This window comes from Neobacillus pocheonensis (assembly GCF_050477905.1).
Taxonomy (GTDB): domain Bacteria; phylum Bacillota; class Bacilli; order Bacillales; family Cytobacillaceae; genus Neobacillus; species Neobacillus pocheonensis_A.
On record NZ_JBCNAD010000008.1, the window covers coordinates 284,654 to 307,267 of the forward strand.

At 37.9% G+C, this 22,614-nt stretch carries 22 protein-coding genes and 1 riboswitch; of the genes, 16 read left to right on the forward strand and 6 right to left on the reverse strand.

Annotated elements, in window-relative coordinates:
* Window positions 1-20 precede the first annotated feature (20 nt).
* Together ABES02_RS05970 and ABES02_RS05975 are read left to right on the forward strand one after the other, a co-directional pair.
* The gene (locus tag ABES02_RS05970; protein WP_430132096.1) at window positions 21-1,091 is read left to right on the forward strand and encodes a beta-carotene 15,15'-monooxygenase; all 1,071 of its coding nucleotides are present in this window, start codon (window positions 21-23) and stop codon (window positions 1,089-1,091) included.
* Window positions 1,075-1,842 (forward strand): crotonase/enoyl-CoA hydratase family protein, encoded by a 768-nt coding sequence (locus tag ABES02_RS05975; RefSeq protein ID WP_430132099.1) that lies wholly within the window; start codon window positions 1,075-1,077, stop codon window positions 1,840-1,842. Before ABES02_RS05970 ends, ABES02_RS05975 begins: the two co-directional genes overlap by 17 nt.
* A gap of 63 nt (window positions 1,843-1,905) precedes the next feature.
* Here ABES02_RS05975 and ABES02_RS05980 read toward each other — a convergent pair whose 3' ends face one another.
* The gene (locus ABES02_RS05980) at window positions 1,906-3,144 is read right to left on the reverse strand and encodes a multidrug effflux MFS transporter (RefSeq protein WP_430132101.1); all 1,239 of its coding nucleotides are present in this window, start codon (window positions 3,142-3,144) and stop codon (window positions 1,906-1,908) included.
* A gap of 293 nt (window positions 3,145-3,437) precedes the next feature.
* On the opposite strand from ABES02_RS05980, the gene ABES02_RS05985 reads away from it, so the two are divergent.
* From ABES02_RS05985 to ABES02_RS06000, 4 genes are all read left to right on the forward strand, one after another.
* Window positions 3,438-4,382 (forward strand): phosphotriesterase family protein, encoded by a 945-nt coding sequence (locus ABES02_RS05985; RefSeq protein ID WP_430132104.1) that lies wholly within the window; start codon window positions 3,438-3,440, stop codon window positions 4,380-4,382.
* A gap of 579 nt (window positions 4,383-4,961) precedes the next feature.
* On the forward strand, window positions 4,962-6,713 hold the full coding sequence (locus ABES02_RS05990; RefSeq protein WP_430132107.1) for a DUF4153 domain-containing protein: 1,752 nt from the start codon (window positions 4,962-4,964) through the stop codon (window positions 6,711-6,713).
* A gap of 227 nt (window positions 6,714-6,940) precedes the next feature.
* A complete protein-coding gene (locus ABES02_RS05995; protein ID WP_430132109.1) occupies window positions 6,941-7,429 on the forward strand; it encodes a GNAT family N-acetyltransferase in 489 nt (162 codons plus the stop codon).
* Window positions 7,430-7,538: 109 nt separating this feature from the next.
* The gene (locus ABES02_RS06000; RefSeq protein WP_430132112.1) at window positions 7,539-7,787 is read left to right on the forward strand and encodes an amino acid decarboxylase; all 249 of its coding nucleotides are present in this window, start codon (window positions 7,539-7,541) and stop codon (window positions 7,785-7,787) included.
* Here ABES02_RS06000 and ABES02_RS06005 read toward each other — a convergent pair.
* Window positions 7,784-8,485 (reverse strand): Crp/Fnr family transcriptional regulator, encoded by a 702-nt coding sequence (locus ABES02_RS06005; RefSeq protein WP_430132115.1) that lies wholly within the window; start codon window positions 8,483-8,485, stop codon window positions 7,784-7,786. The two genes, ABES02_RS06000 and ABES02_RS06005, sit on opposite strands and share 4 nt — an antisense overlap.
* A gap of 163 nt (window positions 8,486-8,648) precedes the next feature.
* Between ABES02_RS06005 and ABES02_RS06010 the strand changes: the two genes are divergently transcribed.
* The 3 genes from ABES02_RS06010 (at window position 8,649) to ABES02_RS06020 (ending at window position 11,913) form a co-directional block, all read left to right on the forward strand.
* Complete coding sequence (locus tag ABES02_RS06010) at window positions 8,649-8,858, forward strand: cation transporter (RefSeq protein ID WP_430132118.1); 210 nt, start codon at window positions 8,649-8,651, stop codon at window positions 8,856-8,858.
* 327 nt (window positions 8,859-9,185) lie between these two features.
* The gene (locus ABES02_RS06015) at window positions 9,186-11,555 is read left to right on the forward strand and encodes a polyprenyl synthetase family protein (protein WP_430132121.1); all 2,370 of its coding nucleotides are present in this window, start codon (window positions 9,186-9,188) and stop codon (window positions 11,553-11,555) included.
* A 31-nt stretch (window positions 11,556-11,586) separates the two neighbouring features.
* Window positions 11,587-11,913, forward strand: coding sequence for an antibiotic biosynthesis monooxygenase family protein (locus ABES02_RS06020; RefSeq protein WP_430132124.1), 327 nt, complete (start codon window positions 11,587-11,589; stop codon window positions 11,911-11,913).
* Window positions 11,914-12,154: 241 nt separating this feature from the next.
* Here ABES02_RS06020 and ABES02_RS06025 read toward each other — a convergent pair whose 3' ends face one another.
* A complete protein-coding gene (locus tag ABES02_RS06025) occupies window positions 12,155-12,697 on the reverse strand; it encodes a flavodoxin family protein (RefSeq protein WP_430132127.1) in 543 nt (180 codons plus the stop codon).
* Between the two features lie 252 nt (window positions 12,698-12,949).
* Here ABES02_RS06025 and ABES02_RS06030 point away from each other — a divergent pair, with 252 nt between their 5' ends.
* The 5 genes from ABES02_RS06030 to ABES02_RS06050 all read left to right on the forward strand — a co-directional run bounded on the left by ABES02_RS06030 (window position 12,950) and on the right by ABES02_RS06050 (window position 17,043).
* Window positions 12,950-13,423, forward strand: a complete 474-nt coding sequence (locus tag ABES02_RS06030; RefSeq protein WP_430132130.1) for a hypothetical protein — start codon at window positions 12,950-12,952, stop codon at window positions 13,421-13,423.
* A gap of 153 nt (window positions 13,424-13,576) precedes the next feature.
* Complete coding sequence (locus tag ABES02_RS06035) at window positions 13,577-14,785, forward strand: MFS transporter (RefSeq protein ID WP_430132133.1); 1,209 nt, start codon at window positions 13,577-13,579, stop codon at window positions 14,783-14,785.
* A gap of 170 nt (window positions 14,786-14,955) precedes the next feature.
* Entirely contained in the window at window positions 14,956-15,681 is a 726-nt protein-coding gene (locus ABES02_RS06040) for a DUF475 domain-containing protein (RefSeq protein WP_430132136.1), read from the forward strand.
* A gap of 281 nt (window positions 15,682-15,962) precedes the next feature.
* Complete coding sequence (locus tag ABES02_RS06045; protein WP_430132139.1) at window positions 15,963-16,568, forward strand: hypothetical protein; 606 nt, start codon at window positions 15,963-15,965, stop codon at window positions 16,566-16,568.
* A gap of 19 nt (window positions 16,569-16,587) precedes the next feature.
* A complete protein-coding gene (locus ABES02_RS06050; protein WP_430132377.1) occupies window positions 16,588-17,043 on the forward strand; it encodes a hypothetical protein in 456 nt (151 codons plus the stop codon).
* 89 nt (window positions 17,044-17,132) lie between these two features.
* On the opposite strand, the gene ABES02_RS06055 is transcribed toward ABES02_RS06050, so the two are convergent.
* Together ABES02_RS06055 and ABES02_RS06060 are read right to left on the reverse strand one after the other, a co-directional pair.
* The gene (locus ABES02_RS06055) at window positions 17,133-17,849 is read right to left on the reverse strand and encodes a hypothetical protein (RefSeq protein WP_430132142.1); all 717 of its coding nucleotides are present in this window, start codon (window positions 17,847-17,849) and stop codon (window positions 17,133-17,135) included.
* 405 nt (window positions 17,850-18,254) lie between these two features.
* The gene (locus tag ABES02_RS06060) at window positions 18,255-18,434 is read right to left on the reverse strand and encodes a small acid-soluble spore protein H (protein WP_430132145.1); all 180 of its coding nucleotides are present in this window, start codon (window positions 18,432-18,434) and stop codon (window positions 18,255-18,257) included.
* 156 nt (window positions 18,435-18,590) lie between these two features.
* Window positions 18,591-18,704, forward strand: a riboswitch (TPP riboswitch).
* A gap of 176 nt (window positions 18,705-18,880) precedes the next feature.
* On the opposite strand from ABES02_RS06060, the gene thiC reads away from it, so the two are divergent.
* Together thiC and ABES02_RS06070 are read left to right on the forward strand one after the other, a co-directional pair.
* A complete protein-coding gene (thiC, locus tag ABES02_RS06065; protein WP_430132148.1) occupies window positions 18,881-20,629 on the forward strand; it encodes a phosphomethylpyrimidine synthase ThiC in 1,749 nt (582 codons plus the stop codon).
* A gap of 333 nt (window positions 20,630-20,962) precedes the next feature.
* Window positions 20,963-22,213, forward strand: coding sequence for an MFS transporter (locus ABES02_RS06070; RefSeq protein WP_430132151.1), 1,251 nt, complete (start codon window positions 20,963-20,965; stop codon window positions 22,211-22,213).
* Between the two features lie 9 nt (window positions 22,214-22,222).
* On the opposite strand, the gene ABES02_RS06075 is transcribed toward ABES02_RS06070, so the two are convergent.
* Window positions 22,223-22,579 carry a helix-turn-helix domain-containing protein gene (locus tag ABES02_RS06075; protein WP_430132154.1) on the reverse strand — a complete coding sequence of 119 codons (357 nt, stop codon included), beginning with the start codon at window positions 22,577-22,579 and terminating at the stop codon, window positions 22,223-22,225.
* Window positions 22,580-22,614: the final 35 nt, after the last annotated feature.

Genomic DNA, 22,614 nt, shown 5'->3' on the forward strand with positions numbered 1-22,614 from the left:
AAAAAAGTAGGGTGACTAATATGATTTTAAAAAAGGCTCTCAACCGAAATGTTTTGTTGATCTTACTTTTGTTTGTACTGACTGCAAATTATTCTCTATACCAAACACCATTGGGCATTCAATTATTACCTGATAAGCCAAATTTATTAATTATTGCGTCAATGTTAGATATAGCGTTAATTTCTCCGATTTTATTTTTGTCATGGAAACGAAAATTGAACTGGAAAAACCTGATTTTAGGAATAGCTGGCGGACTTATATTTGTCAGATTCCTTATTCCGATGGAGTATTTAGCTCCATTTAAAGCGCTAACATGGATTGGTATAGCTATTGAAGGCGGATTTTTCTTCCTGGAAATTTTGGTCCTAGTTTCATTATTTAAATTTTTGCCCTCCATTGTACGCTCGGTTAAGAAAAGTCCTCTGCCGATTCTTTTTTCTTTTTCTAAAGAAGGAGATACTCAAATAAAATCCTATCCTATTTTTCGCATTATCTGTTCAGAAATACTTATGTTTTACTATGCATTTGCAACCTGGAGAAAGAAACCACAACTCGCCCCTAACATGTTCACTTTGCATCTGAACTCTAGTTTGATTGCTTTTCATGTAATGTTGATTCACGCTACGATTCTTGAAATGGCTGGGCTTCATTGGCTGTTTCATGAAAAGTCTGTGATCTTGTCGATAACATTAATTGTGATTAATATTTATTCTGTCATTTTTTTCGTCGGTAATATTCAAGCCGTGCGCAATAATCCTTTAGTTGTTACGGAGGAAAAGTTGTACATTTCACTGGGCTTACTAAAGCGAATGGAAATAAAGTGGTCGGATATTGAAGATGTTATCGATGCACCCGAGTATTTACAACAAAAACGATCAAAACAAACAATTGAATTCATTGCCCGTGATTTTGAGGAAGTTCATCCGGATGTCATTTTAAAATTAAAGCAACCTGTCGAAGCAACCTTAATAATGGGGATAAAAAAAGAATATTCACAGGTCGCTATTCGTGTCGATGAACCAAACCGATTTAAAGAGGTATTAAAAGAAAAAATGGTGAAGGAGATGCCGGAGAATGAATGTAATTGTTGAGAAAAAAGGGAAGGTTTGTACGATTACGATTAATAGACCAGAGGTTAAGAATGCAGTTGACCGAAAGACAGCTAAAGAGCTTGCGGATGCTTTTCGAGAATTCGAAAAAGATGAAACTTTGCGGGTAGCTGTCTTACATGGATCAGGTGGAACTTTTTGCGCTGGGGCTGATTTAAAAGCCCTTTCCTTAGGTGAAGGCAATGAAATGAATCGTGACATGTCAAAAGATGGTCCGATGGGTCCCAGTCGAATGTACTTAACAAAACCGGTAATAGCTGCCGTTTCAGGTTATGCCGTTGCGGGAGGATTGGAGCTTGCCCTCTTGTGTGACCTCCGTGTGATGGAACGGGATGCCGTATTTGGAGTTTTTTGCCGCCGTTTTGGTGTACCACTTGTGGACGGAGGCACTCAACGATTGCCTCGGCTAATTGGGATGAGCCGTGCCTTAGATCTGATTTTAACTGGCCGTCCTTTATATGCGGAAGAGGCATTGATGATAGGTCTGGCAAACCGCCTTGTTGAGCCTGGTTCAGCTAAGGAAGAAGCAGAAAAACTAGCGGGCGAAATTGCCGAGTTTCCACAGCTTTGCCTGATCAGCGACCGTGAGGCCGTTTATCGAGGATTTGATCAAGACTTTGATAAAGCGATGCATCTAGAGTTCCTTTTAGGAATGAGTGTTGTCGACAGTGGAGAAACCCGAGAAGGAGCCACTAGGTTTTCAAACGGACAAGGAAGGCATGGCAAATTCTAATAATCAAAACATTGAAATCATTATTTAAGGTATAAGTGAAAAGGCAGGGATAATTCCCTGCCTTTAGTTGGAGCTAGCTTTATTATTCCTCTTTACCAGAAGCAAATATGATAAAACTGCCCCCAATCCGGCACAGACAATTACCACTCCCATCGGAATCGCTGTCTGACTTCCGCCAATTCCAACAAGTGGAGCGGCAATTCCGCCAAATGCCATGGATGTAACACCAAGTAAAGCAGAAGCACTTCCTGAATTTTTTCCTTGTGATTGCATCGCAAGCGAAAATCCTGCTGTATTCACCATTCCTACGCTCGATACAACAAAAAATAATGGAATCAAAACGAGGAATAAATTTGCCTGTAAAAATAAAAGAAGAAGCAAAATGATACCGCCTATTGAAGACATTCCTAATCCAAATTTAAACAACTTGGATTCAGGAATTTTGCCAGCCAATCTTCCAGCCGTCTGACTATTGATCATAATCCCGATTGCGTTAATAGCAAAGATAAGGCTGAACATTTGAGGAGAGGCTCCAAAAATATCCTGAATGACAAATGGAGAGCCAGAAATGTAAGCAAACATTGCAGCAAAAACCAATCCTTGTGCTAATGCAAATCCCATAAAGCTTCGATCCGCTAGCAGTTTTAAAAAAGGATAAAAGGTATTCTTGATGCCGCCAGCTGACCGCTTTTCTTCAGGAAGTGTTTCGGGCAACCCAAAAAGGATGACAAAAAACATGACGATTCCAATAATACTCAAAACAATAAATACACCTTGCCATGGAACTAGTTTAAGAAGCTGAGCACCCATTATAGGAGCGAGAATAGGGGCCAATCCATTAACCAGTGCAAGTAGTGAAAAAAACTTGGTTAATTCGCTGCCTGAATATAAATCTCTGACAATCGCCCTTGAGATCACAATTCCTGCCGATCCAGCAAATCCCTGGATGAATCGCAACACTATTAAACCCCAGATGGAAGGGCTAAAAACACATAAAAGAGACACGGCAAAGTAGATAAATAACCCCACTAATAGCGGTTTACGGCGACCAGTTACATCACTGATAGGACCTGTCAGGAGTTGTCCCGATGCTAAACCCAGCACGAATAACGATAAACTTAGTTGAACAAAAGATGCGTTGGTTTGGAAATCCTCTGCAATATTTGGCAGTGCAGGTAAATACATATCAATGGATAAAGGGCCAAATGCCGAGAGTGAACCAAGTACAATTGCCATCCATAACCTTTTGGAACGTGAAAGTTCTGCCTGATCATTTACTGGCTTGTGTTGTAAATCCTCCATAACGTAAGTTCTTCCTCCATATTAAGTTCATTCATTCCTGTTGCCTAAGAGATTCTATCATTCTATGGTAACAGATTATGTTATATTTAGGAAATTCTATACCTTTTACTAAGATAAAATATTGATTTTTAGAGTGAAAAGAGAAAAAAAGCAGATAGGAAACGTTTTACAAAAAAAATTGACATCCTCGGAAGATGGCTGATACGATTAATATTAATAAATTTATAATTTTCAAAAAATGATTATCAAATGAATGGGAAGCGTTAACACACGGCGTGGAAGGGGAGTATTGAATGACACTTATTAATTCTGTTACAGGACAAGTTGATTCTTCCGAATTAGGCTTGACGCTAATTCATGAACATATGCGTGTTCGCTCTGAATCTGTTTATGTACAATTTCCTCATCTGTATGATGAAGAAAAAGAGCTTTCTAAAGCAGTGGAGCAAGTGAACAAAGTCAAAAAACTAGGTGTTAAAACAATCTGTGATCCAACTGTCATGGAACTTGGCCGGGATATCCGCTTTATAGAGAAAGTCGCTCGCGAAACAGGGGTTCAAATCATAGCTGCAACAGGAATTTACTCCTATCATTATATTCCTCCACATTTTCAAAATCGTAGTATTGACTATATGGCAGATCTCTTTGTCCGAGATATTGAAGTCGGAATTCAAAATACTTCTATTAAGGCAGGCTTTCTAAAATGTGCCACCGATGCCCAAGGGATTACGCGAGATGTTGAAAAGGTCATTCGTGCAGCGGCACGTGCTCATAAACGAACTGGTGTACCGATTATGACTCATTCACATCCTCGAACTGGAACCGGCTTAATGCAACTTGACATTCTACTTGAAGAGGGAGTGGATCCAAAACGGGTTCTTATTGGTCATACAGGTGATACTGATAACATGGAATATATATTAAAAGTTCTTGATCATGGGACATTTATTGGGATGGATCGTTATGGTTTAACAAGAGAGTGTACAACCGAAAATCGAAACACGACCGTCATTGAACTAGCCAAACAAGGGTATGCCGACCGCATGTTCCTATCACAAGATCATTGTTGTTCCATTGATTGGTATCCGGAAGAAACTCCTGCGCGATTGTTCCCGAAATGGACGATGAGTTTTGTTCTCCAAGAGGTCATTCCAGAACTAAGAAGTAATGGTGTAAGCGAGGAACAAATTAACCTCATGATGGTTGATAACGTCCGCCGTTGGTTTGAAGGGAATTAATACTCTATCAATCTTGCTAACTTTTTAATGAAGGCTGCCCTATAGACTTATAAGGCAGCCTTTGATAATTATAAAGGTCGATTAGTTAACATTGAGCCTGTTTACCGAAACCGAGATGGAAAGAGGATTAGGTTAAAGAACAGGCAAGAGCGTTCCATTTACCCAAAAAGCAAAAATGAGTGCATTTCGGTAAATGCAAGAGCCTTTCATTTCCCCAAAACGCCCAAATATATGTTTCCCGGTAAATGCAAGAGCGTTCCATTTACCCAAAAAGCAAAAATGAGTGCATTTCGGTAAATGCAAAAATGTTTCATTTTTCGAACAGTAAAAAACAATCTGTTGCAGTTAATAAAAACAATTCATGGTCTTTTTCTTAGGCTATTCAAATTGACTTTAAACCCACCGCCAGTACCAGCAAAATTCATCTATTAGCACAATAATCGAAATTATTTTAATCTTAATGATGATATAATATATATAGTAGGAATTGGAAAATATTTAATACATAATATTAATCAAGTAACTTAGGAAATTTGGAATATAATCATTACAATTTTCAAAAAAGGGAGGTTTTTTATTATGAAATGGGTTAGAAAACTTCAAGATAAACTCACGGGACTAACTGATGCCATTACCCGTTATCCCTTAACAACTTTATTTCTAATTGGTGCGGCCATTATTGATGCTTATATGATTAGCACTGGAAAGGATAATCCAAAATTCCTTCTAACCTTTATCGTTGGTGCTTTTCTTAGCGCTGTGTCACAGGTTGTTTACGAAAGGTTTTATTCAAAGTTTTCTATCCGTTTGGTCTTAATGGGCTTGGTGGTCCTGCTAACGGCGGGATACTACCTAATAATTAGACATGCTCCAACGCTTAGCATGGAGGTAGAAATTAGAACGATTGTTGCCCTTTTTGCTCTGCTTATTGCCTTCATATGGGTTCCCGTCATAAAAAGTCCTATCAGCTTTAACACAAGCTTTATGATCGCATTTAAGTCATTTTTTAATTCACTGTTCTTCTCAGGTGTCATTTTCGGAGGGATAAGCATTATCCTTACGGCCGTTGATCAGTTGATTTTTACCATCGATAGTAACGCTTATCCGCATACAGCAAATATTGTTTTTATATTATTTGCACCGATGTATTTTCTTTCACTCATTCCCATTTATCGTAAGGTAGAGGACAACAAAGAAGAAGTAAATATGGCAGCCCATTGTCCAAAGTTTTTAGAAATACTCATCTCTTATATTGTGATTCCACTCATTGCCGTGTTTACGTTAATCTTAGTGATTTACATTTTCAAAAATATTGGTGGGAAATTTTGGACAGATAATTTACTAGAACCTATGATCGTTTCTTATGCAATAACCGTTATTCTTGTGTATATACTAGCAAGCGAGATAGAAAACAAGTTTACAGCTTATTTTCGAAAAATTTTTCCCAAAGTGTTAATTCCTATTGTTCTCTTCCAGGTTGTATCATCGGTTATCAGTTTGTCTGATACAGGCGTCACACATACCCGCTATTATGTCATTTTGTTCGGCATCTACTCTGCAATAGCTGGTATATTATTAAGCTTTTTACCAGTGCGGAAAAATGGAGTTATTGCGGCCTTACTAATTATTTTTGCTACAGTATCGATTGTGCCTCCGGTTGATGCGTTCACGGTAAGTCGAAATAGTCAGATTGGTACACTAAAAAACGCCCTTGTGAAAAACGATATGCTCGAAAAAAATAAAATTAAACCCAATGCAAATATTTCTAATCAAGATAAAAAAATCATAACGAATGCGATTCAATACTTATATATGATGGAATATACAAAAGAAATTGATTGGCTGCCAGACGATTTCAATGCATATGAAGATTTTAATGATACATTTGGTTTCAGAGAGTATCAAGAACCTCAGGATTCAGAACACCCTATTTACCTGAGCATCAAACAGACAAATCCTATAAATATCACAGGCTTTGATACCTTTGTCCAAACCGATATTTCAACGTATGACAAAAATACTTTGGAGTTTGATGCTTTTGAAAAAGCAGGTAAAAAGTACATTTTATCGAAGGACTATAAAAAGGATCAAGCTATTTTTACTTTAAAGGGAGATAATAATCGGGAGCTTATCAGCTTTAATACCCAAGAAATCTATGATAAGTTTTATGATTTTCCTTCCAATAAAGATTTACTTGCCTTGAAAGATGCAACCCTTTCAAAAGAAAATGATGCCGCCAAAATAACCATTGTAGTTCAAAGTGTTACCATCGATAAGCAAAATCCACAGAATAATAACGCATTATTATATGTTTTTGTTCAGATTAAATAGATATAGAACTATAATTCAAAAAACAAACGGGACATTGTTCCGTTTGTTTTTCTATTTCAGACTAATAATTTATGAATTCCGATGACTTTCACTGCAGATTTCAACATATTAACATAATTTTCCTTGTTAGAAATTTGACTATTTGAAACTATTATTTATTGTCGAATTCTGATAAGGTTAAAGGACAAATAATAATTAATCCCTTTCCAGTTTGGAGGCTTGGATAGATGTTGAAAATACGAAACGCAAGAATGGATGATTTAACGGAGTTATTAATAATTGAACATCTTTGTTTTTCTGAAGATGAGGGGGCAACGAAAGAAGCGTTCGAAAAGCGTATTCAATTAATTGCCGATAGTTTTTTTGTCGCGGAAATGAATGGAGTACTCGTGGGTCTAATCAATGGTCCAGTGATTGAAACAGCCTACATCACAGATGATTTATTTAATGAGATTAAGGAGAATCCAATTTCAGGCGGCCATCAAAGTGTGTTGGGATTAGCGGTCACCCCACATTTTCAAACGCGTGGCATAGCGGCAGCATTACTTGACCACCTGGAAAAAGTCTCTAAAGAAAAGAATCGGGAAACCATTACACTTACATGCAAGGAAGATTTAATCCGGTTCTATGAAAACCACGGCTACGAAAATCATGGTGTTTCAAACTCCCGGCATGGCGGAGTGACTTGGTACAACATGATTAAAAAATTGTCGTAAAATGGATCCTACCTTGACATAAATTAATTTTTTTTAGCGATCCTTTTGCTAATCTATGAATACGAAGACTTTGATTTTTTTATAGATTGTAAATTGGAGAGTGAGAATTATGTTTCAAATCATTGAAAAAAAAGCCGTCATGGATGTCCGTGAACGAATTGCGAAGGGGGAGCATCCACGACGGGAGATAATAAATTTTGTAAAAACAGCACCGGTTGGGACAATCTTTGAGATTCATTTACCATTTCGGGCAGAGCCGCTCATTGGTAATTTACAATCGTTAGGGATGAATGTCATTGTAAATGAATTAGAACTGATGCATTTCCGTCTCATGGCTGTTAAACTTGATGAGTTTTAAGCCATTTCAGCCATAAGTTTAAGTTGGTCCAACTCAAGAATCTGTATTTGCTTGCTTCCGTCCATTTGAATTAGCTTTTGTGTTTTAAAACTTAATAGCTTTCTACTTACTGATTCTGGGGTCGTTCCAATGTAGCTTGCCAACTCCTTTTTCGTAATAGGGAGTATAAATGAGCCCTTATTTGGGCTCATTTTTTTATGAAAAAGAATAAGGGCCCTTGCCAGGCGTTGGTCAACTTCCATTAAACTCAAGGAACCAACCGATTCATCTGCATCACACAAACGTTCATTTACTTCCAGCAAAAAACGGTAAGCTAGTTCAGCGTCCTTTTCCATTGTCGTTAAGAAATCCTTTTTTTCGATATAGCAAATCACGGTGTTTTGTGAAGTTTCTGCATTTACATAGTGTTTATCCTTTTTTAACAAAGAGGATAACCCGAAAAAATCTCCTGGAAATAACAAGCGGACAATTTGTTCTTTACCTTCCGCTGATATCTTTGTCAATTTTATCAGTCCTTCATTCACCACAAATAGTGTTTCAGAACGTTCACCTTCCTGAAAAATGAACTCGCCTTTCGAAAAGTGACGACTTCTTGTTACTTTTTGTAATAGCTGGCGATCTACCACATTCAACCCCTCGAAAACAGGGACAGAGGTGAGGCATGCAGATTCATGAGCGCATCCTTGATGACAGGCCATTTTCACTCACTCCTTACAAACATTCGTTAGCTTCACCATATCAGCTTTGCAGTTTTTATGTAGTGATGTATATCAATTTTTCATCTTTCTTGATATAAATCAATGTCAGTGAGAATGATTTTCAGTATGATTAATTAAAATAAGTGAGAGGAGTTTGGATGGAATGAGTATGATTGAATTGGCATTGAATGATGTGGCCTGTTGCGGATGTATTGGTAAAATAAAAAGACGGTTACAAAGAACCAATGGTGTGGAAAAAGTTAAAATCGTCTCCGGGTATGGAAAGATTCAAATTAATTTTGATGAAACGATTATTCAATCAGATGAAATAAATCTAAACCTATATAAAATGACAATGAGAATATTTGATTAAGAAGCTGCTCTTGCTGGGCAGCTTTTGTTCTGTTTTTAATGGAAAGCTTTGTTAAACTAAATGGTTGTTCTTATACTCTGTTGATTGGAGCGGAAAGCGAGCGCATGGAGCGGAAAGCGAGCGCATGGAGCGGAAATCAACATACTAGTTTAACAGAGCCATATGGAAAAATAACAGTTTGAACGATTGAGATAGTATGATAGATTCATTAATAGTATAATTAAAATGAATTTCGAATATATAAAAAATAACTGATATTTAAGAATTTGGAAGAAAAGTTTTTCTAGAAAATAGAATAGAAAAACATGAAGTTGAGGTATCTATCGTATGAATGATGTGTTACTCATAAATGCCGATGCATGCTACCGACATGCCGAGCAGAAGGCTGCTCAATATTTTACATCGCTTTGTGACCAGGTAATAAGACAGACGTATGTCCATTCCTTAACGAAAGATCTCCAATCCTGGAAACAGAACCATATTCATCATCATTCAATCTTTTCTTTTTTTTCACGGAAAAAGGGAAATAACGCTCCAAAGGGGTATCACAATTATATCCGCTGGTTGAATTACACAGGTAAACTCGATCCATACCTGGATCGAAGTATTTCCTATCTTTTCATGCGGGACCTAGGTAAAGCCCTGGACTCAACTGACACACAAACCAAGGTCCGGCGTATGGTTGACAGTTTAAAAAATCAGCTTACTGGTCAAGACGATCAATCTGAAACCATCAGCATGTCAGGTTTGTATCGGTGGGCTCAAAAGGAAGGTATTGAAACCACCTTTATCTGGCTGATCAACAAACTAAAGTCAGTGTCTTCCCATATTCCAACTGGTATGGATGCGGAGAATGCTCAGCGAAAACTGATCAAAATCATTGCTGGGGTATTGATGCACGTGATGGTTGATATGGACGATGAGATTTTTCCAGAGGAACGAACTCAAAAGCTTGCTGAAGCTATTCGACTCGGGTATGCCTATGGCCTGACCTATCCCTTCATTGACGATCTCCTCGATGCTAATGTTTTATCCGATCACGAGAAAAAACAATATTCTCAATTAATCCGTACCACCCTAATCACCGGGACTGTGCCGGAATTGAGTGAGTGGCCTGGAAAAACAAAAGAATTGATCCAATATATCCATGCAGAGCTCCGAGATGCTTATGAGTATATTAAGGGTCAACAGCGACGTGAAACTTTGAACTCCTTTTTTGAGCAATCCTTTGTTTTTTTTCAATCCCAGGAAGTGGACCGAGAAAAAGATTTATCCAATGCTGCTTACACGAATGAAGAGCTTTATATACCAGTCATTTTAAAATCATCTTCTTCTCGTTTGATTGTCCGTTCCGTACTTAGTGCTCCTGAAGATGAGGACTATAGCAGCCGAACCTTCTTTTATGGCATTTACAATCAGCTGGCTGATGATTTTGCGGATATGTTCGATGACCTAGAGGAAGGAGCGGTAACACCCTTTACCTATTATTTGAAATTTCATGATAAACGTTCCGACCTCATCAACCCATTTGAATTATACTGGGCGGTTATCGCCAATTTAATCCATAACGTTTATCAAGGGGATAATAAGACCTGTGAGGTTATTCTGGACCGTGCCATCAACGGCTTAAAACGATATAAAGAACGAATGGGAACTCAGAAATACAATGAAGTGATGGAGTTTTTTGCTTCTGGAAATCCAACATTCAATCGTGTAATTCAAAATATGGTGGGTAAAGCGGATGATGTAGATTTCTTTGATAAACTGCTTCGCGACCATATGATTTCCATTCTAAAAAATGAGCGAAAAGAGCAAGAGGAATTTAAAGATACAATTGAATCGGTTCGCAATAAGATCAATAACATCTTATTTATCCAAAAGATTAATAAGAGTTCAGTACTGAAGGAGCCCATCATAGATGCGGCAAATTACAGTCTGAAAGGTGATGGAAAGCGATTAAGACCAATCATGACCTGGGTCATGGGCGTGAATGAATATGGATTAAATCAATCAGCAATCGTGCCACTTTTGAGATCATTGGAATATATGCATACTGCCTCCTTAATCTTTGATGATTTGCCCTCACAAGATAATGCATCAATCCGTAGGGGGCGTCCAACTCTACATATGGTATACGATAATGCCATAGCTGAATTAACCGGTCTATTTTTGACCCAGAGGGCGATTGAGGAACAAGCTTCCCTTGATCAGTTCGATGCAAAAACGGTGCTCAACTTGATTCGATATTCGACCCAAATAACCGAAGATATGTGCAAGGGACAGGCAATGGATTTAGATTCAAAAGGGAAGCCATTGACACTGGAACAATTAAATATAAAGAGTTTTTACAAAACCGGGATCGCATTCGAAGCGTCCCTCATTATGCCTGCCATTCTTGCTCAAGCAAGTGAATCGGAAATGGCAGCATTGAAAAAATTCGCCCATCATGCCGGCATTGCTTTTCAGATCAAGGATGACCTGCTTGATGTCGAAGGGGATTTATCCATACTCGGTAAACCAATTGGGATCGATGCTGAAAATAATAATTCGACCTTCGTTTCCATCCTGGGTGTAGATGGTGCCAAACAAGCGATGTGGGAACACTTTTGTCTTGCAACGGAAGCATTACAAAACCTGCCGCGAAAAACTACATTTCTTAAGCATTTATTGAATTATATCGTGAATCGTGACCATTAAGATTTTATATATAGTTTGGAGTGAATTTTAAATGAATGGTTTATCTAAAATACCTCAGCCGCCTTACTACGCTGTGATATTTTCTTCCCAAAGAACTGAAGGTGATAAGGGTTACGGAAAAATATCTGAAAGAATGATAGAATTAGCAGCACAGCAAAAGGGCTTTTTAGGAGTAGAAAGCGCTCGTGATGCGGAACTTGGAATCACTGTTTCCTATTGGGAATCACTTGAAGCGATTAAGGACTGGAAAGAACATGCTGAACACAAGGTTGCACAGGGAAGAGGGAAAAGTGAATGGTACAAAAATTTCTCCCTTCGAGTTTGTAAAGTGGAACGGCATAGCTTTTTTGAAATGTGATTTTTTTTCATATAGCAATTCTACGTGACCGAAGAGTGTGTGGAACAGAGTGAAGGGGAACGTAGAATGGTCCTACGTGACTAAAAAGAGTCTGGAATAGAGAAATGGGGAACCTAGAGAGGTTCTACGTGACCGAAAAGAGTGTTAATTAGAGAAACGGGTAACGTAGAGTGGTTCTACAGCACCGACTAGAGTAGAAATTAGAGAAACCAGTCAAAAATGACTGGTTTCTTCACGTAAATCAGATCTTTAATTTATTTTGGAGTTCAGCTACAGCGAAAAGTGCTTTTTTGTCTTGTAGGACGTCTTCGGGTTTGCTGCCCTCACCAAGGACATATCCTCCAAACTCAATTCCCATGAAATCAAAGATATATTTAAACTGCTGAATCATTGGCAGACCTTTAATTGATGGATTGTCACCACCGACCGCGATCACATAGGCTTTCTTTGTAGCCAATTTATTTTTGAAATCAGGATAATTTGGATCCCTTAAGGTTTGAGACCAACGATCAACAAAATTTTTCATTGTTCCGGACATACTATACCAGTATATTGGTGTTGAAAATATTAAAATGTCATGAGGCAGAATACGATCGATGATAGAGTTATAATCATCATTTCTGTCTTGAAATCCTTCTGGAGAATGACGCATATCCTCGATTGGCTTGATAATATAATCTTTTAAGTAAATTTTTTCAGCAGGTAAACCTTGAACTGCATGATCTGCCAAAAGCTCTGAATTACCATTAGGACGGGTTCCCCCATAAATAACTGCGATTGTCATACCCTAGCACTCCTTTGTTTCTAATTCTTGCTTACTTATAACATATATGTAAATAAAAATCGATTAAGATGATTCGTGTATTCCTATTATAATCGGTATCATTAGAAAGAAACAGGGACAAACAACCAAGTTTGCCGCAGCTGTTTTCAAGGAAAGTTGGTTTTTAGCTCCCTCATTATGAAACTTGAGCCCAGTTTATACATATAATGATGGGAGATCTGAAGTTGCTTCCAAGATTAAGGAGGGGTTGAGATGAAGTTTACGGTACAGTATATACCACTGAACAAAATCAAACCCGATTTATCGATGAAAATTACGGAGCACATCAAGCGGGTGCAGCGGTTTATGTGGGACTGTATGTTTGTTTTGGTTGTTAGAAAAAATAAAAAAGACGGAAACTACACGATTGTTAGCGGACATGATCGATTCGAAAACCTCCAAAAGCATACAAAAAGTATCTATGCCCCATGTATCGTTGATAAAAGCTCATCCTCCGGAATCACTTCCTGGTTTTATCGTTTTCGGAAAAAACAACCCCTAGATGATTTTCCTTTAATGCCGAAAAGCTGGTCCATCATGCGAGCATTTTTGAAACAAGAGCCCCGTTTTCATGAATTAACCCGATCCCAACAAATAAGAGTCCTAATTTTAGCCGTGAAGTACAAAAAAACGGTTATTTATTCCATGAAAACAGCGGTAAATGAAATGATTAATAATAATGAATAGCTCTAACGGAGTCCCAAGTGTTTAACGGCACTTGGGACATTTTTATTTCAGAAATCAAATATTTCGGGAATGAAAATAAATGAACTTTATGATATTATAACAATATTAAAATGACACACTGGAAAAATATATCTTTTTAGGAGATGGAACAGCATGCTAAGGTGGAAACGAAATTTGTGGGTGCTCTGGGTCGGAGTTTTTTTCACATCAGCAAGTTTTTCCATGGTTATTCCTTTTTTACCGATTTTTCTACTACAAATCGGAGTCCATGAACACACCGAAATGTGGTCAGGTTTATTATTCGGCTCTGCTTTTTTTGCCGGAGCAATTGCCTCACCATTTTGGGGGAGCCTAGCTGATAAATATGGACGAAAGCCGATGATTATCCGGGCCGGATTTGCTCTCTTTGTCATCTATACCTTAATGGCGTTTGTTACAAATCCATATGAAATTTTGGTGCTGCGGATCTTGCAGGGATTATTAAGCGGGTTCATACCAGGAGCGATCGCATTAATCGGAACCAACACGCCAAATGAAAAAGTCGGATATGCACTTTCCATGATTTCTTCTGCTTCCGCCTCAGGAGGCATTGTTGGACCGCTTATAGGCGGGGGAATGGCGGAATTGGTAGGAAATCGCTGGGCCTTTGCCAGTGCCGGTTTCATTGTTTTTATCGCGACCTTCTTGATTATTTTTTTAGTAACTGAGGAAAATTTCACGCCAAGCAAGAAGCGTGGCTCAGTAAAAAATGATTTTAAATTAGCGATGACCAATCGTCCATTAATGCTCGTTCTTGGTCTAACTGTCATAACCGCCTGTTCGGTTTTGACGATTGAACCGGTATTGCCTTTATATATCGTAAAATTGAGCGGTACTAACGATAATACTTCTTTATTAGCAGGAATTGTCTTTTCACTTCCTGGGATTGCAAGTGCCCTGTTCGCACCTTTTTGGGGGAAATGGGCAGACAAGGTTGGGTTTCAAAAGGTTTTATTTATTGGCTTGCTAGGCGGTGGAATCGGAACAATTGCGCAAGTTCTCTTTACCCATTTATGGGGATTCTCGATGATACGCTTTGTTTCCGGAATCTTTTTCTGCGCGGTCTTCCCAGCCTTAAATGGTCTCGTTGTAAAATCAACAACAGAAGATTTCCGCGGAAGAGCCTTTGGTTTAAACCAAACGGCGACCCAAATCGGCGGGATGACAGGACCGTTGATTGGCGGATTACTGGGAGGAATTTTCCCTGTACAAAGCGTATTTATGTTAACGGGTATTTTATTATTAGTTGCTATGGTTATGGCTTATTGGAATAGTAATGAGTTAAATAGTACATTGAAGAGAAAGGTGTTACCTGAAAAATAAAAGAAACAAAGCAATCCCCGAATCCTGTTGATCGGGGATTTTTTTACATTCCACCTTGAAATGTTTTGGTTCATATAATTTATGGTTGGACATACATTTAGAGTAGTAAGTTTTCATGCGTCAAATCCAGAACGATTGGGACAAGTCAGGAAAAAGGGGTAGGACAGCTAATGGATTTTTTAAACGAAATATTTAATAGTTATCATACGTTTTTATCGTTAGATGCTTTAAAATCAGTAGTTCTTAATCCAGGTAGCTGGGGGGTAATTGGTACTCTTATCATTCTTGAAGGGCTGCTTTCTGCTGATAATGCCTTGGTGTTAGCAGTGATGGTAAAGCATCTACCAAAAAGTCAGCGTAAAAAAGCTCTTTTTTATGGGATATTTGGTGCTTATTTTTTCCGCATAGTTGCAATTGGCTTAGGAGTTTCCTTAATTAATATTGCTTGGATTAAAATTGTCTGCGGTCATTATTTGCTTTGGATGGTTATTCAAAATTTTATTAAGAAAAAAGAAGACGAAGACGAAGTCCAAGGTAAAAAAATGGGCTTTTGGGGAACAGTGCTCACTGTAGAGCTAATGGACATTGCTTTTAGCTTTGACAGCATTATCGCGGCTTTCGGTGTATCGAATCATGTTTGGGTCCTATTATTAGGGGGCATGTTAGGGATCTTAATGATGCGTGGCGTGGCTCAATTATTCCTAACCCTAATCGAAAAAGTACCCGAATTGGAAACAACCGCGTTTGTCTTAATAGCCATTATTGCGCTCAAAATGATTGCGGCTGCCTTCGGATTCCATATGGATGAATTAGTATTCTTTAGCCTTTTAATAGCCGTTTTCGCTGGAACCTTTTTAGTTCATTTTGTCAGAAACAATAATAGGAGAACGATATAAGAAGCAGGGACCCATGTCTCTGCTTTTTACCATTCAATTTTTTTCCAAGAATAGTGGATAAATAACCATTATCAGGAAAATATAAAATGTAAGTCTTATTACGATCAAAAGAGGGTCAATTTATGAATCAAATACCACCCTACCGGAGACAAAGGGCCTTTTTATCCCAATTCACCACAGGACAACTTCATTTAAAAAACCCGTGGGTGGTTGCTTTTTTCTCCTTTTCTTATCCGGGATTCGGGCACCTTTTGCATCATCGATATTTAGCGGGGTTTTTTTTGATTTTATGGGAAACCTTTATTAACGGTTTTTCAAAAGTGAACCTCGGCATTTTATATACCTTATTAGGTGATTTCGAAAAAGCCAAAGACGTTTTAGATCAACGTTGGTTGATTCTTTATGTCTCGATATATATGTTTGGCATATGGGATAGTTATCGAACAACTGTAGATTTAAACAAGCAATATATTTTAGCTGACCGAGAGGATGCCCCTCTATTAAATATTAAAATGGGTTCATGGGATACAAACTACTTGGATAAACGAAAACCCTGGGTTGCTTTAATGTGGTCACTCCTTTTCCCTGGCCTTGGTCAATTGTATCAACATAATGTCATTACTGGTTTTTTTATATTTCTATATACAGTGGCAATCTGTTATTTTGGACATATTCTTCCAGCTATACACCTTTCAATGACCGGCAACTTTGTCCAGGCTAAAAATATGTTAAATATGCAATGGACGATCTATTTACCATCTATTTATTTTTTTATCATCTATGATTCGTATGTATCGGCAATTGAAAAAAACAAATTGTTTGAAAAAGAAATGTCTAAATATTTACGGCTAAAATATCAAAATAAGAATTTTAAATACCCTATATAAAGAGTGAGTGTTGAAAAATATGGTTATTATTGCTACATTCGAAAATTCGATTTTTATTGAATTAGCTATTTCCAGATTAGAACAATCTGGAATCAAGAATGATAAAATATTAGCTGCCCCCCTTGATAAAAGAACAGAACAGAGGCAGCTATTTGATACGATTCATCGTGCGGATGGGTTTAGTTTATTTGACTTATCAGCCATATTAGGCACCTGTTTCATGCTTTTGGGTGTCATATATGGTTACACATTTAAATGGGGACCCATCATTTGGGGAATCATCGGCGCTGTTAGTGGTTTGTTAGTAGGTTTTATAATTAAAATGCTTATGATTAAAAAAGATCAAAATGGGACAAAAAATATTACGGCTGAAATTGTACTAATGGTTCGCTGTGAAGAACATCAAATAGAAAAAATTGAAAACATATTATGGGATAATAATGCACTCGGATTTACTACAATTATTGATGCTTAGGTCATATTTAGAATTAAACATTCATGAAAGCCCATCATATACAAGCAAAATTTTCTTGTATATGACGGTTAATCATGAACAAACATACCTTAATCATTCCTAGTTTTGGTCACATTTCTTAAATACCTTTCCATTGAGGATAATAACTCTGTGAGACTCACTTCATCATCATGTGTTTGGTGCAAGGTTGCTTCCTCTTCATATTGATCATATTGAGGTTCTTGAATCAATTCTTCTTTGATAACATTACTTGATTTTGCAACACGTTGACTTGATTTATTTTTATTGGATTCAGACTTGCTTGATTGGTTCACCACTTGTTTATTCGATTTGTTAGATTGGTTAGAAGCTTGATAATTGGATTTTCCTTCTTGTGCTTCTTCAATTTTTACTCCATAGCTGATATTCATAATATGATACGTGGAAATGCGGACGATTTCCTCTTTGTTAATGATGGAAATATAATCTTTGTGGATATCACTTAATACTCCTTCGAGCTTTTCAGGACCCCCGCGATTTATTCCTACCCATTGAAATTTTAATGCCTCAAGTAGATCTTGAAAATGATCTGCTTTTTTAAATACTAAATTGGAAGGAACATCCACATTAAATGGCATATTACCCTTCATATTATCTGTAAAACTTTTAATTTGCTGCATATTGTAATAAACAATGCCGTCATCTTCTGTGTAAATAGCGAGATGGTCGTCACCGTAATCCATTAACTTTCCGATTCTTGATTCAGGACCGCCCCGATTGATCTTGATTACTTTCCCTAAAAAATACTTCATGATGTCTTTATGCATAATAAGTTTTCCCCCTGAAAATTAATTAATTATATTTACACTGCATCTATATGTGTCATGGAATGACGTTGTCCTAATAAATTAGCCTTTTTTTCTAAAATTTAAGAGAAAATAGGCAAATAATAGAGTATGATACAAGACCAGAACCCAGATGGATGAGCAGTGTGTGTGCTTGTATTCCTATTTTTAAATCCATTTCGGTAAAAATTTTTTAAAAAGGAAGGGGAGTACTTTTTTAGGTGCTATCACTAGATTTATAGGATGACTGATTCAATGGGGTATACAACAAAAGCAGTAAAATTTCCAAAATGGGAATTTTACTGCTTTTTCGATGGCAAAGGGGCGAATTAACGCAAAAATGAATCACACTAAAGTCATGAGAATTTTGTATATCCTTTCATTCCATCATTGTTCTTTTAAGCTCGATACAGAAACACTTTGTTTAGTATCTGGTTCATCCAGCGGATGGATGGTAGCTTTTCCGGCTTCCTGGTCAACATGTTCAATATAAATTGGGGTTCCGTTATAGGTTACATTGGCCATGTTTCGTGAACTCGCGATTTCCTGTGCGCGTTGTGCGTCCAATATTCATCCCTCCTTTTCGTTATCACAAATTAAAGTTTTTGTTTTAATTCGCATGTATATTCATTTGCAATGACATATTTTTTTTAGAAAAAGCTTTTTTTACTGAAAAGATTATGTTATTTTTTTAGAGTAAGAAACATATTTTATATTGTTTTTTAGTTCTACTAGGGGGGTCCGATGGCTCGGACTGAGAGAAGAATGCATAAAATTCTTTGACCCTTTGAACCTGATCTGGATCATACCAGCGTAGGGAAGTAGTTTCGAAGGCGTAATATAACCATTTTTACTATGCGCCGCTACTTTTTGACGATGAATCAGGTTCTGTGTATACAGAACCTTTTTTTATTGTCATTCATTTACATGTCAGTCCATTGAGTACTACATGTTGTGAACTATGCTGTAACTTCCAGATCGCAAAATCTACCAATTTTTTAGGAGGAAGTTACATGCAGAATATCGAATTAAAATCACCATTCACTGGAAGTAAAAAAGTTTATCAAGAGGGTTCTAGACCTGAAATGAAGGTCCCGATGAGAGAAATCCAATTGAAACGAACAGTTACTACTTTCGGGGAAGAAGAAAATGCCCCCGTTAGAGTTTATGATACAAGTGGTCCATATACAGACACTAACTATCAAATTGACATAAGGAAAGGGCTGCCAGCATTACGCGAGAAATGGGTTCTTGAGCGAAATGATGTTGAAAGATATGCAGGCAGAAAAATAAAGCCAAGAGATAACGGATACCTTGATGAAGATAATCGGGCCAATCTAGAATGGTTTCCTAATATAAACCTAGCACCTCTCCGTGCAAAAAAAGGTCATACTGTTACACAGATGCATTACGCCAAAAAAGGAATGATCACCCCCGAAATGGAGTTTATAGCGATACGAGAAAACGTCGAACCGTCGTTTGTTCGAGAGGAGGTTGCACGAGGAAGAGCGATCATACCAGCCAATATTAATCATCCAGAAATTGAACCGATGATAATTGGAAGGAATTTTCTTGTAAAAATCAACGCGAACATCGGGAATTCAGCAGTTACATCCTCTATTGAACAAGAGGTTGAAAAAATGACTTGGGCTACCCGTTGGGGAGCTGATACGATCATGGATTTATCTACCGGAAAAAATATACATACAACAAGAGAATGGATTATCCGCAATTCGCCTGTACCTGTGGGAACTGTTCCGATTTATCAAGCCCTTGAGAAGGTGAATGGAATTGCCGAGGATTTAACTTGGGAAGTATACCGAGATACGCTGATTGAACAAGCCGAACAAGGCGTCGATTATTTTACTATTCATGCCGGTGTATTATTACGCTATATTCCATTGACGGTGAAACGGACAACGGGCATCGTATCCCGCGGAGGTTCGATTATGGCGCAGTGGTGTTTGGCTCATCATCAAGAAAATTTTCTATACACCCATTTTGAAGAAATTTGTGAAATTCTAAAGCAGTATGATATTTCAGTTTCCCTTGGAGATGGATTACGTCCTGGCAGCATTGCAGATGCCAATGATGATGCTCAATTTGCTGAACTTGAGACATTAGGTGAATTAACTGAAATTTCCTGGATGCATGATGTCCAAGTTATGATTGAAGGTCCCGGCCATGTACCGATGCATATGATTAAAGAGAATATGGATAAGCAATTGGAACTCTGTAAAGAAGCGCCATTTTATACCTTGGGACCGTTAACAACCGATATTGCACCAGGATATGATCATATTACTTCTGCGATCGGAGCAGCGATGATTGGCTGGTTTGGAACCGCGATGCTATGTTACGTAACTCCAAAAGAACATCTGGGATTACCGAATAAAGACGATGTCCGAGCGGGTGTCATTGCTTATAAAATTGCCGCTCATGCTGCTGATCTGGCAAAAGGCCACCCGGGTGCGCAAATCAGAGACAATGCTTTATCGAAAGCCCGTTTCGAATTCAGATGGGAAGACCAATTCAACTTATCATTGGATCCGGAACGTGCTAGAGAATACCACGATGAAACTCTTCCGGCTGAAGGGGCAAAAACAGCCCATTTTTGTTCCATGTGCGGTCCAAAGTTTTGTTCCATGAAGATTTCACATAACATTCGCGGCATGAATGTGGATGACAGTTTAGAAATTGAAGAAGGCATGAAGAATAAAGCGGAGGAGTTTATCCATGATGGGTCCAGAATTTATCGATAACACTTCAAACAATGAAATAACAAGGCTAATAGAAGAACTAGAATCTTTAAATCAAAAGCTAGATTTTTTAAAAGAAAAAATCCAATCCATCCAGTGTCATTGTAAGCATATATTCTTAGAGACCCCCGGAATGAGGAAATGCCAAAAGTGTGGTTTCGCTGAAAGTACCTATTATTAGAAAACAGTATTAATTTGGTCGTTTAAGGATAGAACCCATCGTTCTATCCTTTTTTCCTATATTAATCTTTTTATATAACTCTTTTCATTATCTCTATAAAATTGCATAATAAAAAATAGCTGCAAATTTCAAAAAAAGGAGATGAATCCTTTAAGGTGATACAAACAAAACAAATGAACCGTGAGTTTACATATTTTCAGCTTTTTAGGAAATCCAGGCATTTTACAGCCTTACTTTTTGGGCAGATTTTTTCTTTGTTAGGAAGCTCGATCACAAATGTGATTCTACCGATCGTTGTCCTTCAGGAGTCTCATTCAACCGCGATGATGGGGACAGTGATGGCGGTCTATATGACGCCTTTTGTTGTGCTGCTACCTTTTTCTGGCGTCCTGGTTGATAAAATGAACAAAGTGAAAATCATGTTTTTCGTCGACATTGTCCGCTTTATGTTCATGGTGATCTTAGCAGTGATCGCCTTTATCGGGCAGTTAAATATGACGTCTCTTTTTATTATCATGTTTGGAATGGGTATGATGGATAGTTTTTTTCAGCCAGCCTATTCGGCTGTGAGAGCGAAAGTATTTACTGAAGATATCCGCAATGCCGCCAATTCCTTAACGCAAGTGAGTATGCAGGCGTTACGAATATCAGGCCCAATTATTGGAGGATTGATTGTCTCTTCTTTATCTGCTGGATGGGGGTTTGGGATTGATGCCCTTACCTACATCATCTCCCTGCTGTTTTTATTTAACCTGCGGACATTGCCGTTTCAAAAAACGAAAGAGATACCAAGCGAAAAAAATTCGATTAAACAGGATTTTTTGGAAGGGATCGTCGTTCTCAAAGAACAGTCGTGGTTATGGATTACGATTCTAGCTTTCTCGTTAATTAATATTTTTTCAGGGGGTATCATGCGGGTTTTAATCCCGTGGCTAGTGAATATTTATTATGTATTTGAGCCGGTTGTATTCGGTCTTGTTCTTTCTGCCGGTGGGGCAGGGGCTATTGTTTGCGGAATTATTTTTGGTTTAAAGAAGGAATGGAAAAAAAGAGGGTTGCTCGCTTATGGGGGAGTGGCGGTCAGTGGTGTGGCCCTGTTAATCATGCCCTTTATCTCAGATGTTCCAATTTTAATGCTGTGTATGTTTATCGAAGGGGCCGGCATTATGTTATTCGGTTTGATTTGGGAGACGAGTCTTCAAGAACTAGTTCCTGAAGACAAATTTGGCAGGGTTGCGAGTTTAGATATGTTGGGATCATTTGCACTATTACCTGTTGGGTATCTTATTACAGGCTGGTTAGCCGAAGGAATTGGGGAAATCACAACTTTCATTCTTTTCAGTTGTATTATCATCTTCATTTCCGTGCTTGTGATGCTAAATAAAGGAATAAGAGGTTTTGACTAAGGTTCAACATTAGGATGTTGGGCCTTTTTCAGTTAAACCCCTTTTCATTCTTACAAAGGCCAAAAAGTCTATTAATTCATCTGCTGTAAGTGACTGCCCATCAATAGTCAGGGTAGCATCTGAATGATGAATGACTTCTGTTATTTCTACTGTCCGCTTTACACGTTCTGAATTTTCTGTTCGACCCAATAGATAGTCAACGGTGGTATCAAATAAATCTGCGATTTGTGATAGGGAATGCAAGGATGGCTCCCGATATCCGGATTCATAACCTGCATAGGTGCTTTTTGCAATTCCTAGTTGATCCGCGGTTTCCTGTAACGACCATTTTCTCGCTTTTCTTAATTCGGATAAACGACCAAGCATCTTCTAAAAACCCCACTCCTATTTTTCATGCCCTC

What these genes read in the sequence shown, in the direction of transcription:
- ABES02_RS05970 (WP_430132096.1), top strand. Translation starts at nt 21, where the DNA reads ATGATTTTAAAAAAGGCTCTCAACCGAAATGTTTTGTTGATCTTACTT.
- ABES02_RS05975 (WP_430132099.1), top strand. Translation starts at nt 1,075, where the DNA reads ATGAATGTAATTGTTGAGAAAAAAGGGAAGGTTTGTACGATTACGATT.
- ABES02_RS05980 (WP_430132101.1), bottom strand. Translation starts at nt 3,144, where the DNA reads ATGGAGGATTTACAACACAAGCCAGTAAATGATCAGGCAGAACTTTCA.
- ABES02_RS05985 (WP_430132104.1), top strand. Translation starts at nt 3,438, where the DNA reads ATGACACTTATTAATTCTGTTACAGGACAAGTTGATTCTTCCGAATTA.
- ABES02_RS05990 (WP_430132107.1), top strand. Translation starts at nt 4,962, where the DNA reads ATGAAATGGGTTAGAAAACTTCAAGATAAACTCACGGGACTAACTGAT.
- ABES02_RS05995 (WP_430132109.1), top strand. Translation starts at nt 6,941, where the DNA reads ATGTTGAAAATACGAAACGCAAGAATGGATGATTTAACGGAGTTATTA.
- ABES02_RS06000 (WP_430132112.1), top strand. Translation starts at nt 7,539, where the DNA reads ATGTTTCAAATCATTGAAAAAAAAGCCGTCATGGATGTCCGTGAACGA.
- ABES02_RS06005 (WP_430132115.1), bottom strand. Translation starts at nt 8,485, where the DNA reads ATGGCCTGTCATCAAGGATGCGCTCATGAATCTGCATGCCTCACCTCT.
- ABES02_RS06010 (WP_430132118.1), top strand. Translation starts at nt 8,649, where the DNA reads ATGAGTATGATTGAATTGGCATTGAATGATGTGGCCTGTTGCGGATGT.
- ABES02_RS06015 (WP_430132121.1), top strand. Translation starts at nt 9,186, where the DNA reads ATGAATGATGTGTTACTCATAAATGCCGATGCATGCTACCGACATGCC.
- ABES02_RS06020 (WP_430132124.1), top strand. Translation starts at nt 11,587, where the DNA reads ATGAATGGTTTATCTAAAATACCTCAGCCGCCTTACTACGCTGTGATA.
- ABES02_RS06025 (WP_430132127.1), bottom strand. Translation starts at nt 12,697, where the DNA reads ATGACAATCGCAGTTATTTATGGGGGAACCCGTCCTAATGGTAATTCA.
- ABES02_RS06030 (WP_430132130.1), top strand. Translation starts at nt 12,950, where the DNA reads ATGAAGTTTACGGTACAGTATATACCACTGAACAAAATCAAACCCGAT.
- ABES02_RS06035 (WP_430132133.1), top strand. Translation starts at nt 13,577, where the DNA reads ATGCTAAGGTGGAAACGAAATTTGTGGGTGCTCTGGGTCGGAGTTTTT.
- ABES02_RS06040 (WP_430132136.1), top strand. Translation starts at nt 14,956, where the DNA reads ATGGATTTTTTAAACGAAATATTTAATAGTTATCATACGTTTTTATCG.
- ABES02_RS06050 (WP_430132377.1), top strand. Translation starts at nt 16,588, where the DNA reads ATGGTTATTATTGCTACATTCGAAAATTCGATTTTTATTGAATTAGCT.
- ABES02_RS06055 (WP_430132142.1), bottom strand. Translation starts at nt 17,849, where the DNA reads ATGCATAAAGACATCATGAAGTATTTTTTAGGGAAAGTAATCAAGATC.
- thiC (WP_430132148.1), top strand. Translation starts at nt 18,881, where the DNA reads ATGCAGAATATCGAATTAAAATCACCATTCACTGGAAGTAAAAAAGTT.
- ABES02_RS06075 (WP_430132154.1), bottom strand. Translation starts at nt 22,579, where the DNA reads ATGCTTGGTCGTTTATCCGAATTAAGAAAAGCGAGAAAATGGTCGTTA.